At 53.7% G+C, this 16,765-nt stretch carries 12 protein-coding genes and 7 tRNA genes; 13 read left to right on the top strand and 6 right to left on the bottom strand.

All coding sequences use genetic code 11. The annotated features are described in order from the left end of the window. Window positions 1-8: 8 nt before the first annotated feature. The 5 genes from WN53_RS15560 to nagE form a co-directional block, all read right to left on the bottom strand. Entirely contained in the window at window positions 9-956 is a 948-nt protein-coding gene (locus WN53_RS15560; protein WP_024483183.1) for an ABC transporter, read from the bottom strand. Beyond that, entirely contained in the window at window positions 956-1,624 is a 669-nt protein-coding gene (locus tag WN53_RS15555; protein ID WP_024483184.1) for a thioredoxin domain-containing protein, read from the bottom strand. The genes WN53_RS15560 and WN53_RS15555 overlap by 1 nt, the downstream gene beginning before the upstream one ends. 214 nt (window positions 1,625-1,838) lie before the next feature. After that, on the bottom strand, window positions 1,839-2,027 hold the full coding sequence (locus WN53_RS15550) for a DUF4762 family protein (RefSeq protein WP_024483185.1): 189 nt from the start codon (window positions 2,025-2,027) through the stop codon (window positions 1,839-1,841). A gap of 517 nt (window positions 2,028-2,544) precedes the next feature. Then, entirely contained in the window at window positions 2,545-4,209 is a 1,665-nt protein-coding gene (glnS, locus tag WN53_RS15545) for a glutamine--tRNA ligase (protein ID WP_024483186.1), read from the bottom strand. 192 nt (window positions 4,210-4,401) lie between these two features. Further along, on the bottom strand, window positions 4,402-6,435 hold the full coding sequence (nagE, locus tag WN53_RS15540) for an N-acetylglucosamine-specific PTS transporter subunit IIBC (RefSeq protein ID WP_024483187.1): 2,034 nt from the start codon (window positions 6,433-6,435) through the stop codon (window positions 4,402-4,404). Between the two features lie 336 nt (window positions 6,436-6,771). Here nagE and nagB point away from each other — a divergent pair, with 336 nt between their 5' ends. The 12 genes from nagB (at window position 6,772) to WN53_RS15480 (ending at window position 13,850) form a co-directional block, all read left to right on the top strand. Continuing rightward, window positions 6,772-7,572, top strand: a complete 801-nt coding sequence (gene nagB, locus WN53_RS15535; protein WP_021805317.1) for a glucosamine-6-phosphate deaminase — start codon at window positions 6,772-6,774, stop codon at window positions 7,570-7,572. Between the two features lie 18 nt (window positions 7,573-7,590). After that, complete coding sequence (nagA, locus tag WN53_RS15530; RefSeq protein ID WP_021805318.1) at window positions 7,591-8,730, top strand: N-acetylglucosamine-6-phosphate deacetylase; 1,140 nt, start codon at window positions 7,591-7,593, stop codon at window positions 8,728-8,730. Window positions 8,731-8,756: 26 nt separating this feature from the next. After that, complete coding sequence (nagC, locus tag WN53_RS15525) at window positions 8,757-9,977, top strand: DNA-binding transcriptional regulator NagC (RefSeq protein ID WP_024483188.1); 1,221 nt, start codon at window positions 8,757-8,759, stop codon at window positions 9,975-9,977. 67 nt (window positions 9,978-10,044) lie between these two features. Further along, entirely contained in the window at window positions 10,045-10,797 is a 753-nt protein-coding gene (locus tag WN53_RS15520; protein WP_024483189.1) for an HAD-IIA family hydrolase, read from the top strand. Window positions 10,798-11,259: 462 nt separating this feature from the next. After that, the gene (asnB, locus tag WN53_RS15515; RefSeq protein WP_046808104.1) at window positions 11,260-12,924 is read left to right on the top strand and encodes an asparagine synthase B; all 1,665 of its coding nucleotides are present in this window, start codon (window positions 11,260-11,262) and stop codon (window positions 12,922-12,924) included. A 217-nt stretch (window positions 12,925-13,141) separates the two neighbouring features. Continuing rightward, window positions 13,142-13,218: transfer RNA gene (locus WN53_RS15510), tRNA-Met, on the top strand. A gap of 9 nt (window positions 13,219-13,227) precedes the next feature. Beyond that, a tRNA-Leu gene (locus WN53_RS15505) sits at window positions 13,228-13,312 on the top strand. 30 nt (window positions 13,313-13,342) lie between these two features. Beyond that, window positions 13,343-13,417 (top strand) — tRNA-Gln (locus WN53_RS15500). A gap of 41 nt (window positions 13,418-13,458) precedes the next feature. Continuing rightward, a tRNA-Gln gene (locus tag WN53_RS15495) sits at window positions 13,459-13,533 on the top strand. A gap of 43 nt (window positions 13,534-13,576) precedes the next feature. Continuing rightward, a tRNA-Gln gene (locus WN53_RS15490) sits at window positions 13,577-13,651 on the top strand. A 29-nt stretch (window positions 13,652-13,680) separates the two neighbouring features. Continuing rightward, a tRNA-Met gene (locus WN53_RS15485) sits at window positions 13,681-13,757 on the top strand. Between the two features lie 18 nt (window positions 13,758-13,775). Further along, window positions 13,776-13,850: transfer RNA gene (locus tag WN53_RS15480), tRNA-Gln, on the top strand. Window positions 13,851-13,939: 89 nt separating this feature from the next. On the opposite strand, the gene ubiF is transcribed toward WN53_RS15480, so the two are convergent. Further along, window positions 13,940-15,121, bottom strand: a complete 1,182-nt coding sequence (gene ubiF, locus WN53_RS15475; protein ID WP_024483190.1) for a 3-demethoxyubiquinol 3-hydroxylase — start codon at window positions 15,119-15,121, stop codon at window positions 13,940-13,942. Window positions 15,122-15,297: 176 nt separating this feature from the next. Here ubiF and miaB point away from each other — a divergent pair, with 176 nt between their 5' ends. Continuing rightward, entirely contained in the window at window positions 15,298-16,722 is a 1,425-nt protein-coding gene (miaB, locus tag WN53_RS15470; protein ID WP_024483191.1) for a tRNA (N6-isopentenyl adenosine(37)-C2)-methylthiotransferase MiaB, read from the top strand. The last annotated feature ends 43 nt before the right edge of the window (window positions 16,723-16,765 follow it).

Here is a 16,765-nt window from a genome sequence, read left to right as displayed (position 1 = left end):
TTTCCAGATTATTCATTGATAAAAAATAACGAATGCGAGTGCCATAACAGCCAGTCTTCAGGATGCCGGGCTATCGACGTTTCAATGATTTCCGGCAGCCTGGCTTTCAAGCTGCGAGCCTGCACCGGCGGCTCAATATGGATTTTTAGTTCCTGGTCGTAATACAGGTAATAAAAAACCACCTGTGCCGATAACGCCCGGGCAATGCGTATCACTCCGCTGTGCAGATTGGCAGGGCGATCAAAAAGCCGACAAGGTAGTTTTGCCGTTGCTGCCGTATTGGCATTGACGGTGTAATCGGGGGTGATATCAGGGAAGATCATGATGTTCCGCCGATGATCCGCTGCCTCCATGATCGCCGCCATCAGGTTGCCAGCAATTTCCCGGCTATCGTCATGGATAGAACAATAAGCAAGATTGACCTTCCCTAGCTGACGGACTTTTTCCTGATAGATTTCCACACTGCTGGAAACGATCACCGTTGCCTGACCAGGGAAAGCCGCGCCCCCAACCATCCCGGCCAACACATCGGAAACCATATGCAACGGAGCTAGCACCACCGGTGAACCGGCTTGATGCAAAGGCTCCACCACGGCATTCAACTGCGCTTTACAACGCTCCATCTGAGCCTGTATCTGTGGGCTTTGCCCATAGGTGGCGGCCAGATCCAGTAGCCGCCGACGATAGCTCACCCCGGCAAAATCCAATTTACGGCCATCGCCAAGCAGGCACTGCTTATTGGCGGCGGCTACAAATGCACGCCTACGCTCCCCTCGATCGCCCAGCCGCAACCTTCTGCCCCATGCCGCCAACGCAAGAAACCAACGATAATCACCGTGCTGCAATAACCAACAGGCGGCGCTCCTCTGTGCTTTGCGCAAGGGAGCCATAGTACGCGTCAGCGTTGCCAGGCTATTTCGCCATGCCAGATAGGCCCACACAGCAAAGAAACGCATTAGGGCTCCAGCGGTTTGTCATGCTGTAACAACGACAACAGGTGGTCAGCAAACTCGGGGAACTCACGATCCTGTAATGCCAGCCATTTCCTGTTGACGATAAAGCTCGGCGTTGCGTCTATGTTGTAATAGCGGGTGACATCGGTCATATAGCTCAGTAAAGCTTTAACCTGTGGGGTCTGGCTAACACGGTTGTACTCCGCGAGATCGATGTTTTGTTCCTGAAGCCAGATATCACGATTTTTTGGGTTACTCAGGTCGATCTTGTCCCGGATAATCGCGTCATAGGCGCTCTGACGGTGCTGCGGTTCAATGCCCATCACCGTTAGCGTCGCAAACAATGAGGAAAAACTGGCCAAACCATTCATCTGCTCGTTATTGATATGCAAACGGATCAACTTGCTCCCGGCAGGCATCCGCGCTTCCAGCTTATCGATATTTTCTTCATTCAGGGCGCAGTAGTGGCAGCCATAAGAGAAGAGCTCGATAAGGGTATTGTCTTCGTTGATCGGACTATTGTTAGCATTGTTATTATCGAAAGCGACCAGGCTTTGCTGTTCGTCATTAGTGTTCAATACAAAATAGTGAAAATAGGCTGTCGTCACGAGGGATGAGACAATAATAACCACTAACGTATACAGGGTAATAAAAAGAGGGGTTCTGAACATAAAAAACGCGTCCTAAAAAGGCCTGGCAATGAGCTTTATTGTTGCGAAACAGGCTGACACGAAAAAAACCTCGCATCAGCACTGAAATAAACGCTGAATAATGATCCATGCCTTACCCGCCCTTACTGGACACAGGGTTGAGCGTGACTCTGGCTCAATAACCATCTACTCAAGGGTAGTAAGGACGGTGGCAACAGGATACTGTTACTCAGTATTACTTCTCAATGATACCGCAATTGGCCAATGCGGTAGGTTTAGAGTCCTGGCTGATGACTTTACCGGTTTTATCGGTACAGGTCGTTACCATATTGCACTTGAAACCAGAGGCGATATATTTGGTAGAACAGGTTTTGCAGGTACCGCCGACAATTGAGTTGGCTTGAGAAACAGTAAGCTTTTTCACAACATAATCCTTATATAGTGAGTATAAATCAGCCTTGGCATTATCTATCCCGATAGAAAAAAGCCATGCTTAGTATAAAGGCACAATAAACTATGCCTTTATTAAAGCATGCTGATTTTTATTATTTACCATCCTGTATTTCTGGCAAGAATAGCCGAACAACTAACGCAGATCAATAAATTTGTGGCTAATACGCAGAGCGAAAAAATATAAGTATAAGTGGTCGCAACCTCCCGTTATTTCGATATTTAGTAATAGGAATAAGCCAAGGTGAACGACTCAGAATTTACGCAATATTAAGTGCAGGCCAGATAAATCCGACGAGTTTATTACCACATTTTTTTATGGTCTTATGGTTGCAGGTAAAAACGCGGGCTAAATAACCAAAATCAGGGACAGTAAGCGGGATGGGAAGTGACATGAGGGTAGTATTCAGAGCAAAACTGGAGATGTCTCTTGACCAGAAGATCCGATCAAGAGACAAACAGGCAAGGAAACGCGCTAGGCTTGGCTAAGCTTAAGCGCCAATCTTGGCCCAGGTATCACGCAGGCCTACGGTGCGGTTAAACACCAAGCGCTCGGCTGTAGAATAGCGGCTGTCGGCGCAGAAATAACCTTCACGCTCGAACTGATAGGCTTTTTCCGGCTGGGCAGTTGCCAGGCTTGGCTCGACAAAGCCTTGCTTGATAACCAGCGATTCCGGGTTGATGGTGGCGAGGAAGTCCTCTGCCGCCGCCGGGTTAGCCACGCTGAACAGACGATCGTACAGGCGAATTTCTGCCGGTAAGGCGTGTGCCGCAGACACCCAGTGGATCACGCCTTTCACCTTGCGGCCATCGGCAGGATCTTTACTCAGTGTATCTGGGTCGTAGGTGCAGAAAATGGTGGTGATTTCACCCTCCGCATCCTTCTCCACGCGTTCCGCCTTGATCACATACGCATTACGCAGGCGCACTTCTTTGCCCAGCACCAGGCGTTTGTACTGCTTGTTGGCTTCTTCGCGGAAGTCTGCACGGTCGATGTACACTTCGCGGCTGAACGGCACTTCACGGCTGCCCATTTCCGGCTGGTTCGGGTGGTTAGGCATGGTCACCATTTCCACGTCTTGCGACATGTTCTCGATGATCACCTTCACCGGATCCAGCACGGCCATGGCACGCGGTGCGTGCTCATTCAGATCGTCACGAATACAGGACTCCAGCGCCATCATCTCGACGTTATTGTCTTGTTTGGTGACGCCGATACGCAGGCAGAATTCGCGAATGGAGGCGGCCGTATAGCCACGACGACGCAGACCGGACACGGTTGGCATACGTGGGTCATCCCAGCCTTCAACAATCTTCTCGGTGACCAGCTGGCTCAGCTTACGCTTGGACATGATGGCGTATTCGAGATTCAGGCGTGAGAACTCGTACTGACGCGGATGGCAAGGGATGGTGATGTTATCCAGCACCCAGTCGTACAGGCGGCGGTTATCCTGGAACTCCAGGGTACACAGCGAATGGGTGATCCCTTCCAGCGCATCGGAAATGCAGTGGGTGAAATCGTACATCGGGTAGATGCACCATTTGTTGCCGGTCTGATGGTGTTCCGCAAACTTGATGCGGTAGATCACCGGATCGCGCATCACGATAAACGGCGAGGCCATATCGATCTTGGCGCGCAGGCAAGCAGTGCCCTCGGCAAACTCGCCGTTACGCATCTTTTCAAACAGCGCCAGGTTCTCTTCAACCGTGCGGGTACGGTACGGGCTGTCTTTGCCCGGAGCCGTCAGCGAGCCACGATATTCACGGATCTGCTCGGGAGAAAGCTCGTCAACATAGGCCAGACCTTTGTTGATCAGCTCAACCGCATACTGGTGCAGTTGATCGAAATAGTCCGAGGAATAACGAACGTCGCCGCTCCAGGTAAAGCCTAACCACTCCACATCGTGCTTGATGGAGTCGACAAATTCGATGTCTTCTTTTACCGGGTTGGTGTCATCGAAGCGCAGGTTACATTGGCCCTGATAATCCTTGGCGATACCAAAGTTCAGACAAATGGACTTGGCATGGCCGATATGCAGATAGCCATTAGGCTCCGGTGGGAAACGTGTATGAACCGACGTATGCTTCCCTGATGCCAGATCTTCATCAATGATCTGACGGATAAAATTGGTTGGGCGGGCTTCTGCCTCACTCATGTCACTATTCCTCAAATGCAAAGCGCTACACATATAACCTTCTATGTTCCAATAAGCCGCGCCCAGAAACAACCGTTATTCGTCAAGTTCCCATGGTGCAAAAACAAAAAAAGCGGGAAAAGATCGCTCTTTTCCCGCTGATACTGCTTACCGCCCGTTTAACGCCCGGGCGGAGTCAGGGTTAAACCCAACTTATTTCTGGATCTCGAACAGCTTGGTCTGGCCAGCAACGACATTGCCGGTTGCCAGCGCCGTCAGGCCAGCATAGTCATCAGCATTGCTGACCACTACCGGGCTGATCATCGAACGCGCATTGGCGTTCAGGTATTCCAGATCCATTTCCAGGATAGGTTGACCTGCTTTCACCTCAGCACCCTCTTCCACCAGGCGTTTGAAGCCCTGACCGTTCAGCGCCACGGTGTCGATACCCATGTGCACGACGATCTCCGCGCCCTTGTCTGTTTCCAGGCAGAAAGCGTGGTTGGTGTTGAAGATTTTCACCACGGTGCCATCAGCTGGCGCCACGACGGTTTTATCGGTTGGGCGAATCGCCACACCGTCACCGACCGCTTTGCTGGCGAAGGCTTCGTCCGGCACCTGATCCAGAGCAACCACTTCACCGGTTACCGGCGCCACCAGCGCTTCCAACACGGTTTTAGCAACGTTAGGTACGGCCTGCGGTTTAACTTCTGCCGCAGCGGCTGCGGCCGCTGGAGCAGAGGCTGCCGCTACCGGGCCTGCTGCAATCACTTTGGTCATCGCACTGGCAATCAGTTCGGCACGAGTCCCGACAATCACCTGCACGCTTTGTTTGTTCAGACGGATCACGCCAGAAGCACCCAGGCGTTTAGCCAGAGCATCGTTCACCAACGCAGAATCTTTAACGTTCAGACGCAGACGGGTGATACAGGCATCGATCCCGGTCAGGTTGTCAGAACCCCCGATGGCGCTCACATAGCGACGAGCCAGGGTAGTGGTTTCATCTTCGTTCTTACCAGCAGCGGTATCCACGTCATAACCGTCGGTTTCGTCACCGGCAACCGCCAGTTCACGGCCTGGGGTCATCAGGTTGAATTTTTTGATGGTGAAGCGGAAGACCACGTAGTAGATAGCGAAGAACACCAGGCCTTGCGGGATCAGCATGAACCAGTGGGTCGCCAGTGGGTTACGCGTTGACAACGCCATATCCACCAGACCGGCACTGAAGCCAAAACCGGCAATCCACTGCATGCTGGCCGCGATGTACACGGAGATACCAGTCAGAATAGCGTGGATCACATACAGCACAGGAGCAACGAACATGAAGGAGAATTCCAGCGGCTCGGTGATCCCGGTGAAGAAGGCAGCGAACGCCCCCGCCATCATGATACCCAGCACTTTCGCTTTGTTCTCTGGACGTGCGCAGTGGTAGATGGCCAGTGCTGCACCCGGCAGACCGAACATCATGATTGGGAAGAAGCCTGCCTGGTAACGACCGGTGATACCGATAGTCGCTTTACCCGCTTCGATAGACTGCGAACCACCCAGGAAGTTAGGAATATCGTTAATACCGGCAACGTCAAACCAGAATACCGAGTTCAGCGCATGGTGCAGACCGACCGGAATCAACAGACGGTTGAAGAAGGCGTAGATACCGGCACCGGCAGAGCCGAGCTTTTGGATCTGCTCACCGAAGCTGACCAGACCGTTGAACACTACCGGCCAGATGTACATCAGGATGAAGGCAACCAGGATCATCAGGAAGGAGATCAGGATTGGCACCAGACGGCGGCCGCTGAAGAATGACAGCGCTTTCGGCAGTTCAACACCGCTGAAACGGTTGTAGACTTCGGCAGAAATGATACCCACCAGGATACCCACGAACTGGTTCTCGATTTTGCCAAAGGCGGCTGGAACCTGATCGAGAGGGATCTTTTGAATCATTGACACGGCGGCAGGTGAACACAGCGTGGTCACTACCAGGAAGCCGACAAAACCGGTCAGTGCAGCAGCACCGTCTTTGTCTTTGGACATACCGTAAGCCACACCAATGGCGAACAGGACCGACATATGATCGATAATGGCCGAACCAGATTTGATGAACAAGGCTGCCAGAGCATTGTCCCCACCCCAGCTAACCGGGTCAATCCAGTAGCCGACACCCATCAGGATGGCCGCGGCAGGCAGTGTGGCTACCGGAACCATCAAGGCCCGACCCACCTTTTGTAAATAACTAAGAATGTTCACCTTTTCCCCCTATTCGTCCGATGCCGGACCCTATTGGCAGTTTATTGAGATAACTCACTACCTTTTTAGAAATAACGCTTGGCACGTATCACTCATGCGGAGTGTAAAAAAATTATTTCGTATCGCAAATTAAAACCTCCTTTTTTGTGACAAATGTCACCAAAAAGTAGTGTTAAACTGCCACATTGCTAGCCATCGCACAAAACTTATTTTATCATTCAAAAAATCAACGGACAGTAATCCCGAATACCAGCTTCACAAAGCTGAGTTACGCTTTAAGCTACGGTTGTTGCCCGTACCAGTATAGACACAGTTTATTCTACCTAGAGGTGTACGATGAGACTTATCCCACTACAAGACACTACTCAAGTCGGCAAATGGGCCGCACGCCATATCGTTCAGCGTATCAACGCCTTCAAACCGACCGCAGATCGCCCGTTCGTCCTTGGCCTGCCAACCGGTGGCACCCCGCTGGAAGCCTACAAACACCTGATCGCGATGCACAAAGCCGGTGAAGTCAGCTTCAAGCACGTCGTGACCTTCAACATGGATGAATATGTTGGCCTGCCGCAGGAACACCCGGAAAGCTACCACACCTTCATGTACCGTAACTTCTTCGACCACGTTGATATCCCACGTGAAAATATCAACCTGCTGAACGGCAACGCACCAGACGTTGACGAAGAGTGCCGTCAGTACGAAGCCAAAATGAAATCCTACGGCAAAGTTAACCTGTTCATGGGCGGTGTAGGCTTCGATGGCCACATTGCGTTCAACGAACCAGCGTCTTCCCTGGCTTCACGCACCCGCATCAAAACGCTGACCGAAGAAACCCGTATCGCCAACTCCCGCTTCTTCGACGGTGACGTGAGCCAGGTGCCAAAATATGCCCTGACCGTCGGCGTAGGTACCCTGCTGGATGCGGAAGAAGTGATGATCCTGGTCACTGGCCGTGGCAAAGCACAGGCGCTGGAAGCCGCAGTGGAAGGCAGCATCAACCACCTGTGGACCATTAGCTGCCTGCAGCTGCATGCCAAAGCCGTGGTGGTTTGTGACGAACCGTCCACCATGGAACTGAAGGTGAAAACCGTTAAGTATTTCCGCGAGTTGGAAGCGGAAAGCGTTAATAGTCTTTAATTTTTTGCAGGGGGCTACATGTTCGCTTTAACCCAATGCCGGATTTTTACCGGCCACGACGTGCTTGATGACCATGCGGTAGTGATTGCTGATGGCCTGATTGAACGAGTCTGCCCACTGGCCGAGCTGCCAGCAGGCATCGAAACGCGCGATCTGGGTGGCGCCATCCTAGCCCCCGGTTTTATCGACGTGCAGCTTAACGGCTGCGGCGGCGTGCAATTTAACGACTCACTGGAAGCCATCTCGGAAACCACGCTGGAAATCATGCAGCGCGCCAACGAGAAATCCGGCTGTACCAGCTATCTGCCAACGCTGATCACCTGCAGCGACGATTATATGAAGCACGGCATCAATGTGATGCGCGCTTATCTGAAGAACCATCCCAATCAGGCCCTTGGCCTGCATCTGGAAGGGCCGTACCTGAGCCTGGAGAAGAAAGGCACCCACAACCCGGCGTTTATCCGCAAGCCTACCAGCGAGATGATCGACTACCTGTGTGCCAATGCCGACGTGATCAGCAAAGTGACCCTGGCGCCAGAAATGGTGGAACCACACTTTATCAAACAGTTGAGCGACGCCGGTATCGTAGTGTCCGCTGGCCACTCCAATGCCACTTACGATCAGGCACGCGTTGGTTTCGCCGCAGGCATTACCTTCGCCACCCATCTGTACAATGCCATGCCGTACATCAGTGGCCGCGAACCGGGCCTGATGGGCGCGATCTTCGACACGCCAGAAGTGTATACCGGCATCATTGCCGATGGGCACCACGTGGCCTGGGCGAGTATCCGTAACGCCAAGCGGGTAAAAGGTGATAAATTGGTGCTGGTTACCGATGCTACTGCACCAGCAGGCGCGGATATCGATCAGTTTATTTTTGCGGGTAAAACCATTTATTATCGTGACGGCCTGTGCGTTGACGAAAACGGCACTCTGAGCGGCTCCGCACTGACCATGATCGAAGCGGTGCAGAACAGCGTAGAGCATGTCGGTATCGCACTGGACGAAGCACTGCGTATGGCAACGCTCTACCCGGCTCGCGCTATCGGTGTCGAACAACGTTTAGGCACCATCGAAGCCGGCAAGGTCGCCAACCTGACCGCCTTTACCCGTGATTATCAAATCACCAAGACCCTCGTTAACGGCAACGAGGTTTAATCCATGAACAGCGAGTAGAATTATTGATGAGCACTGGCGGACAAGCACAAATAGGGAATGTTGACTTAGTTAAGCAACTTAACGGCGCAGCAGTGTATCGCCTGATCGACCAGCAAGGCCCGATCTCGCGCATTCAGATTGCCGAACTCAGCCAGCTTGCCCCCGCCAGCGTCACTAAAATTACTCGCCAACTGTTGGAGCGCGGGCTGATCAAAGAGGTCGATCAGCAAGCCTCCACCGGTGGCCGCCGTGCCATTTCCATTGTCAGTGAAACCCGCAATTTCCACACCGTTGCCGTCCGCCTGGGCCGCCATGATGCCACTATCACTCTGTACGATATGGGCGGTAAGTCGCTCGGAGAGGAGCACTATCCTCTGCCGGAACGCACCCAGGAGACACTGGAAAACGCACTGCTCAACGCCATTGCGCAGTTTATCGATAGCTACCAGCGCAAACTGCGCGAACTGATCGCCATTGCCGTGATCCTGCCTGGCCTGGTCGATCCGGCTTTAGGCGTAGTGCGCTACATGCCGCACATCAGCGTCGATAACTGGGCGTTAGTCGATCATCTTCAGCAACGCTTCAACGTCACCAGTTTTGTCGGCCACGATATCCGCAGCCTGGCCTTGGCGGAGCACTACTTCGGGGCTACCCGGGATTGTGAAGACTCCATTCTGGTGCGCCTGCACCGGGGCACCGGCGCCGGGATCATCGTCAACGGCAAAATCTTCCTCGGTAATAACGGCAACGTGGGGGAGATTGGTCATATTCAAATCGATCCCCTCGGCGAGCGCTGCCACTGCGGTAACTTCGGCTGCCTGGAAACCGTGGCAGCCAACGCTGCTATCGAACAACGCGTACGCCACCTGCTGAGTCAGGGCTACCCAAGCAAAATGACGCTGGACGACTGTAGCATTGCCGCCATCTGCAAAGCCGCCAATCGCGGAGATTTGCTGGCCAGCGAAGTGATCGAACACGTTGGTCGCTATCTGGGCAAGGCGGTAGCCATCGCCATCAACCTGTTCAACCCGCAAAAAGTGGTGATCGCCGGTGAAATCACCGAAGCGGACAAAGTGCTGTTACCCGCCATCCAAAGCTGCATCAACACCCAGGTACTGAAGGATTTCCGCAGAAACCTGCCGGTGGTCACTTCCGAACTCAATCATCGTTCAGCGATCGGTGCTTTTGCCCTGGCTAAACGGGCAATGCTCAACGGTGTACTTCTCCAACGGCTGCTAGAAAGTTAAACTGCCTGTTTGGCAGGGATGCACTTCTGGCTTTTTTGCCCTGCCGTTTATCATGAGACCAGCAACAATGACTATCAAAAACGTGATATGTGACATCGACGGCGTGCTGCTGCATGACAATACCCCGATCCCTGGAGCCGATCTGTTCCTGGCTCGTATTCAGGAGCAGGGGATGCCGCTGGTGGTGCTAACCAACTACCCTTCGCAAACCGCCCAGGATCTGGCCAACCGCTTTGCCGCCGCAGGCCTGGACGTGCCAGAAAGCGCGTTTTATACCTCAGCGATGGCGACGGCCGATTTCCTGCGCCGCCAGGAAGGTAAAAAAGCCTATGTGGTAGGCGAAGGCGCACTGATCCACGAACTCTACAAAGCCGGCTTTACCATCACCGATATCAACCCGGATTTCGTGATCGTGGGTGAAACCCGTTCCTACAACTGGGACATGATGCATAAAGCGGCCTTCTTCGTGAACAACGGGGCACGCTTTATTGCCACCAACCCGGATACCCATGGCCATGGTTTCACACCGGCCTGTGGGGCTCTGTGCGCGCCGATCGAGAAGATCACTGGCCGTAAGCCGTTTTATGTCGGCAAGCCTAGCCCGTGGATTATCCGCGCCGCGCTGAACAAGATGCAGGGCCACTCGGAAGAAACGGTGATTGTCGGGGACAACCTGCGCACCGATATCCTGGCTGGCTTCCAGGCCGGGCTGGAAACCGTGCTGGTGCTGTCTGGCGTCTCAAATCTGAACGATGTTGAATCCATGCCGTTCCGCCCGAGCTATATCTTCCCTTCCGTGGCGGATATCACTATTTTTTAAGCCGCAAGCAATGGCCCCTCACCCTAACCCTCTCCCACAGGGAGAGGGGACCGACCCAGCTCGTTGATCGCTTGACGTAATACCTTACCTTGCTGTTCTTACACTCTACTTTCCGAAGTCGCACAAGCTAATCAAGATCTCCGGACAGGTCCCTCTCCCTGTGGGAGAGGGTTGGGGTGAGGGGAAACATCGATCATCAAAAAGCCTGAAAATTTATCTCGCCCTCGCCTCATTCGGCAATAAATTATATATTCGACAATTTTTACCGCTAAAAAATGAATATTCTCTAATTTTAGCACCCCACCCCAAGACTATTTTTCAGCGTAACGTTAAATTGCTTGCATCTACCTCAGCTTTTGACGCATTTTCATTATCAGAAGGCAGCAAAGCCGCACCGTTACTGATCTTACAGGCGCGCTGCACATCACATCACCGCCATAAAATGTCGTTAGGAGAGTTTGTATGTGTTCTATTTTCGGTGTGCTCGATCTGAAGTCCGATCCGGTTGAATTGCGTAAAAGAGCGTTGGAACTGTCGCGCCTTATGCGCCATCGCGGCCCAGACTGGTCCGGCGTCTACGCCAGCGATAAAGCCATTCTGGTTCACGAGCGCCTGTCGATTGTTGACGTGAATAACGGTGCCCAACCGCTGTACAACGCTGCGCACACCCACGTATTGGCGGTTAACGGTGAAATTTATAACCATCAGGCCCTGCGTCAGCAGTTGGGTGAGCATTATCAATTCCAGACTGGCTCCGACTGCGAAGTGATCCTGGCGCTGTATCAGGAAAAAGGCCCGAACTTCCTGGACGATCTGCAAGGTATGTTCGCCTTTGCCCTATACGACACGGAAAAAGACGCTTACCTGATTGGCCGTGACCACCTCGGCATCATCCCGCTGTATATGGGGCACGATGAGCACGGCAACCTGTATGTCGCTTCTGAGATGAAGGCGCTGGTGCCGGTCTGCCGTAGCATTAAGGAATTCCCGGCGGGCAGCTACCTGTGGAGCCAGGACGGTGAAATCCGCGAATACTACCAGCGCGACTGGTTCGACTATGACAACGTCAAAGACAACGTCACCGATGCCAACGCTCTGCGCAACGCACTGGAAGAGTCGGTCAAAAGCCACCTGATGTCCGACGTGCCTTACGGCGTACTGCTCTCCGGCGGGCTGGATTCCTCGGTGATCTCTGCCATCACCAAAAAATATGCCGCACGCCGGGTAGAAGATGATGAACGCAGTGAAGCCTGGTGGCCGCAGCTGCACTCCTTCGCCGTCGGGCTGGAAGGTTCCCCGGATCTGCGCGCAGCCCAAGAGGTCGCTAACCACCTTGGCACTGTCCACCATGAAATCCACTTCACGGTGCAGGAAGGCCTGGATGCCATCCGCGATGTGATCTACCACATCGAAACTTATGACGTCACCACCATCCGCGCCTCCACGCCGATGTATCTGATGTCGCGCAAGATTAAAGCGATGGGCATCAAGATGGTGCTGTCTGGCGAAGGGGCCGATGAGGTGTTCGGTGGTTACCTGTACTTCCATAAGGCGCCAAATGCCAAAGAATTCCACGAGGAAACCGTACGCAAACTGCTGGCGCTGCATATGTACGACTGCGCACGTGCCAACAAAGCGATGTCTGCCTGGGGGGTAGAAGCCCGCGTGCCGTTCCTGGATAAAAACTTCCTGGACGTGGCGATGCGCATCAACCCGCAGGATAAAATGTGCGGTAACGGCAAGATGGAGAAGCACATTATTCGCCAATGCTTCGAGTCTTATCTGCCAGCTAGCGTGGCCTGGCGCCAGAAAGAGCAGTTCTCCGACGGTGTCGGTTACAGCTGGATCGATACGCTAAAAGAAGTCGCTGCCAAGCAGGTTAGCGATCAACAGCTTGAAACCGCACGTTTCCGCTTCCCGTACAACACGCCAAACAGCAAAGAAGGCTACCTGTACCGCGAGATTTTCGAAGAACTGTTCCCACTGCCGAGCGCGGCGGAATGTGTCCCTGGCGGCCCTTCCGTAGCCTGCTCATCGGCAAAAGCCATTGAATGGGACGAATCCTTCAAAAAGATGGATGACCCATCAGGCCGTGCCGTAGGCGTACACCAATCAGCCTATAAGTAAACCGTCACCGTTTTACCTTCGGCGGGCCTGATGGCCCGCTTTTTTGTGGATGTTTTCAACCGCTAACCCTCCGAATTGCCGTTTTTATCACCATACTGTTCACAACCCAGACAAACAAGCCGCCCAGTCGCTTTTTCGGGAAAAAACTAGTTGACGCAAATCGGCCATATACGCATAATGCGCCCCGCAACGCCGATGAAGGTTGAGCGAAAAAGATGGCTACGTAGCTCAGTTGGTTAGAGCACATCACTCATAATGATGGGGTCACAGGTTCGAATCCCGTCGTAGCCACCAATCTTTTTTGCGGGAGTGGCGAAATTGGTAGACGCACTAGATTTAGGTTCTAGCGCCGCAAGGTGTGCGAGTTCAAGTCTCGCCTCCCGCACCATTTTCTTTCATCAGTCGCGCATACAGCAGGTGGGGTATCGCCAAGCGGTAAGGCACTGGTTTTTGATACCAGCATTCCCTGGTTCGAATCCAGGTACCCCAGCCATCTTTTCAGATGGAACGCTGTAAAAAAGTTGATTATGCTATTGGGGTATCGCCAAGCGGTAAGGCACTGGTTTTTGATACCAGCATTCCCTGGTTCGAATCCAGGTACCCCAGCCATCTTTTCCGGATGGGGCGCAGTAAAAAAAGTTAATTGTGTTATTGGGGTATCGCCAAGCGGTAAGGCACTGGTTTTTGATACCAGCATTCCCTGGTTCGAATCCAGGTACCCCAGCCATACAACACCGTTAACCAGCAACATAAAATGGCTACGTAGCTCAGCTGGTTAGAGCACATCACTCATAATGATGGGGTCACAGGTTCAAATCCCGTCGTAGCCACCATGCTTTCTGCTTTACAATTGGGGTGTCGCCAAGCGGTAAGGCTCTGGTTTCTGATACCAGCATACCCAGGTTCGAATCCTGGCACCCCAGCCAAATTTAGAAAAGCTCGCTTCGGCGGGCTTTTTGCTTTTCTGAGTTTCTGCGTTTGGATTAATGGGCGCAACATGCGGCGCCCCATGTCATCACAGACCTAATGCATACTTCAGCGCCCGCTCTTTCAGCTTGCCCGCCCTTTCCGCCACCATCAGTGCCAGATTGCGCGCCACGCCCAGCGGAGCCAGGTTATTGCTGAAGGCGGTATAGAACAGATCCATGCCGCTTTGCATCAGCAGGTTATCGGTACGACGACGGCGCTGATAGCGCATCAGCACTTCTTCGCTAGCCCAATCCTCTCCCTGCTCACGGGCGTCGCCCACGATCTCCAGCAACGCATCCACATCGCGATAGCCAAGGTTCACGCCCTGCCCGGCCAGCGGGTTGATGGTATGCGCGGCATCGCCGAGCAGCACCAGCCCGGATTGCACATAGCGTTGCGCGTGGCGGCGCACCAGTGGGAAAGATCCGGCGGCATGAGCTTTCACAGCCCCCAAGCGGGATGGGAAAGCTGCCGCAATCTCTTGTTCGAGCTGCGCCATAGGTAACGCCTGCAACTGGCGAATACGCTGCGGGCTGTCATACCACACCAGCGTTGCCCACTGGTCGTACAGCGGCAGGAACGCGCGTGGGCCAGAGGGAAGGAATTGCTGCCAGGTCACATCCTGCTGCGGTTGATCGGTTTCCACGGTGATCAACATACACGCCTGGCGGTATTGCCAACCGCTGGTGCCAATCGCCGCCAGCTTGCGTACCTGTGAGTGAGCACCATCGGCACCCACCACCAAATGCGTCTGTAGGGTCTCTGACGAGCTTAACGTCACCTGCCATTGGTCATCGGCTCGATGCATCGCCTGTAGCCTTGCAGGGCAGTACAGCGTTAAATTCTCGCACTGTGCCAACTGCTGCCATAAAGCGAGCTGCAAAATACGGTTCTCGACCATGAAACCCAACTCTGGCAGCCCCAGCGTGGCCGCATCAAACGCCACCCGAGAGGACTCCCATTCCCAGGTTTCCAGCCTGCGATACGGTGCCGATCTCATCTGCAACACCGCAGGCCAGGCATCAAGCTGCTTCAACAAGCCAACGGAGGTGCAGCCAATAGCGGAGATCCGCAGGTCCGGCGGGCTTTGGGGATCGAACGTCTCGGGAGCCTCGTGCTCTAACAAAGCGACCGACAACCCAGCGCGAGCCAGCCCCAGCGCGGCGGCGGCTCCTACCATCCCACCGCCAACCACCACGGCATCAAAGCGTTTTTGAGAAGTGTTCATTTTGGCTATACTTTTGGTTAATTAGGCATCTTGGCTCAGTGTACCGGATTTTTAATCTGGCTTCAGGTCGCATGCTACTGCCACGTCGCTGGTCACCAGCGCGCCAAATGATTACAATGGCCTTCCTGCATGGCGCGTAACGCAACTTTCTCTCCGCACTGAGTAATGGCAAGTCAATGACGAAAAAACTACATATTAAAACCTGGGGCTGCCAGATGAATGAGTACGACTCATCAAAAATGGCAGATTTACTGGGAAGCACACACGGCTTCGAGTGGACTGAAAACGCTGAAGAAGCGGACGTGTTGCTGCTCAATACCTGCTCGATCCGCGAGAAGGCGCAGGAAAAGGTTTTCGCGTTGTTGGGCCGTTGGAAGCAACTGAAAAAGAACAACCCCGATCTGATTATTGGCGTCGGCGGCTGCGTTGCTTCACAGGAAGGGGAACATCTGCGCCAGCGCGCGCCCTGCGTTGACATCGTTTTTGGCCCGCAGACATTGCACCGCCTGCCGGAGATGATCAACCACGTGCGCGGTTCGCATAGCCCAATCGTGGACATCAGCTTCCCAGAAATCGAAAAGTTCGACCGCCTGCCGGAACCCCGTGCCGATGGGCCAACCGCCTTCGTCTCGATCATGGAAGGCTGCAACAAATACTGTACTTTCTGCGTGGTGCCTTACACCCGCGGTGAGGAAGTCAGCCGCCCAAGCGATGATGTCCTGTTTGAAGTCGCTCAGTTGGCCGCCCAGGGTGTTCGTGAAGTGAACCTGCTGGGCCAGAACGTCAACGCCTATCGTGGCGCAACCTTTGATGGTGGCATCTGCTCATTTGCCGAACTGCTGCGCCTGGTGGCCTCTATCGACGGGATCGATCGCATCCGCTTTACCACCAGCCACCCGATTGAGTTCAGCGATGACATTATCGCGGTATATGAAGATACGCCCGAGCTGGTCAGCTTCCTGCATCTGCCGGTACAAAGCGGTTCAGATCGCATTCTGACCATGATGAAACGTGCCCACACGGCGCTGGAATACAAAGCGATTATTCGTAAGCTGCGTCAGGCTCGGCCCAATATCCAGTTCAGCTCCGATTTCATTATCGGTTTCCCAGGGGAAACCCAGGCCGACTTTGAACAGACCATGAACCTGATTGCCCAGGTGAATTTCGACACCAGCTTCAGCTTTATCTACTCTTCGCGTCCCGGCACTCCGGCGGCAGACATGGTTGACGACGTCAGCGAAGAAGAGAAAAAACAGCGTCTGTATCTGCTGCAAGAACGGATCAACCAGCAGGTGATGCAGTTCAGCCGCCGTATGCTGGGCACCGTGCAGCGTATTCTGGTCGAGGGCACCTCACGCAAGAGCTTGATGGAACTCTCTGGCCGCACCGAATGCAACCGGACGGTCAACTTTGAAGGCACCCCAGATTTGATCGGCCAGTTCGTCGACGTCGAAATTACCGAAGTGTTAACCAATTCTCTGCGCGGTACCCTGATCCGCACCGAACAGCAGATGGAACTGCGCGTGCATCAATCCCCTCAAGCGGTGATTGCACGTACCCGTAAGGAAGATGAGCTGGGCGTCGGTAGTTACCAACCCTGATCGCCCCGCCACCTTGGCATTTTCCTTTTTCTCTGCCGGGCAG

The organism is Serratia fonticola (assembly GCF_001006005.1).
Taxonomy (GTDB): domain Bacteria; phylum Pseudomonadota; class Gammaproteobacteria; order Enterobacterales; family Enterobacteriaceae; genus Chania; species Chania fonticola.
Note: the sequence above shows the minus strand (reverse complement) of the source record. Positions and strands in the feature narration are given on the sequence as shown.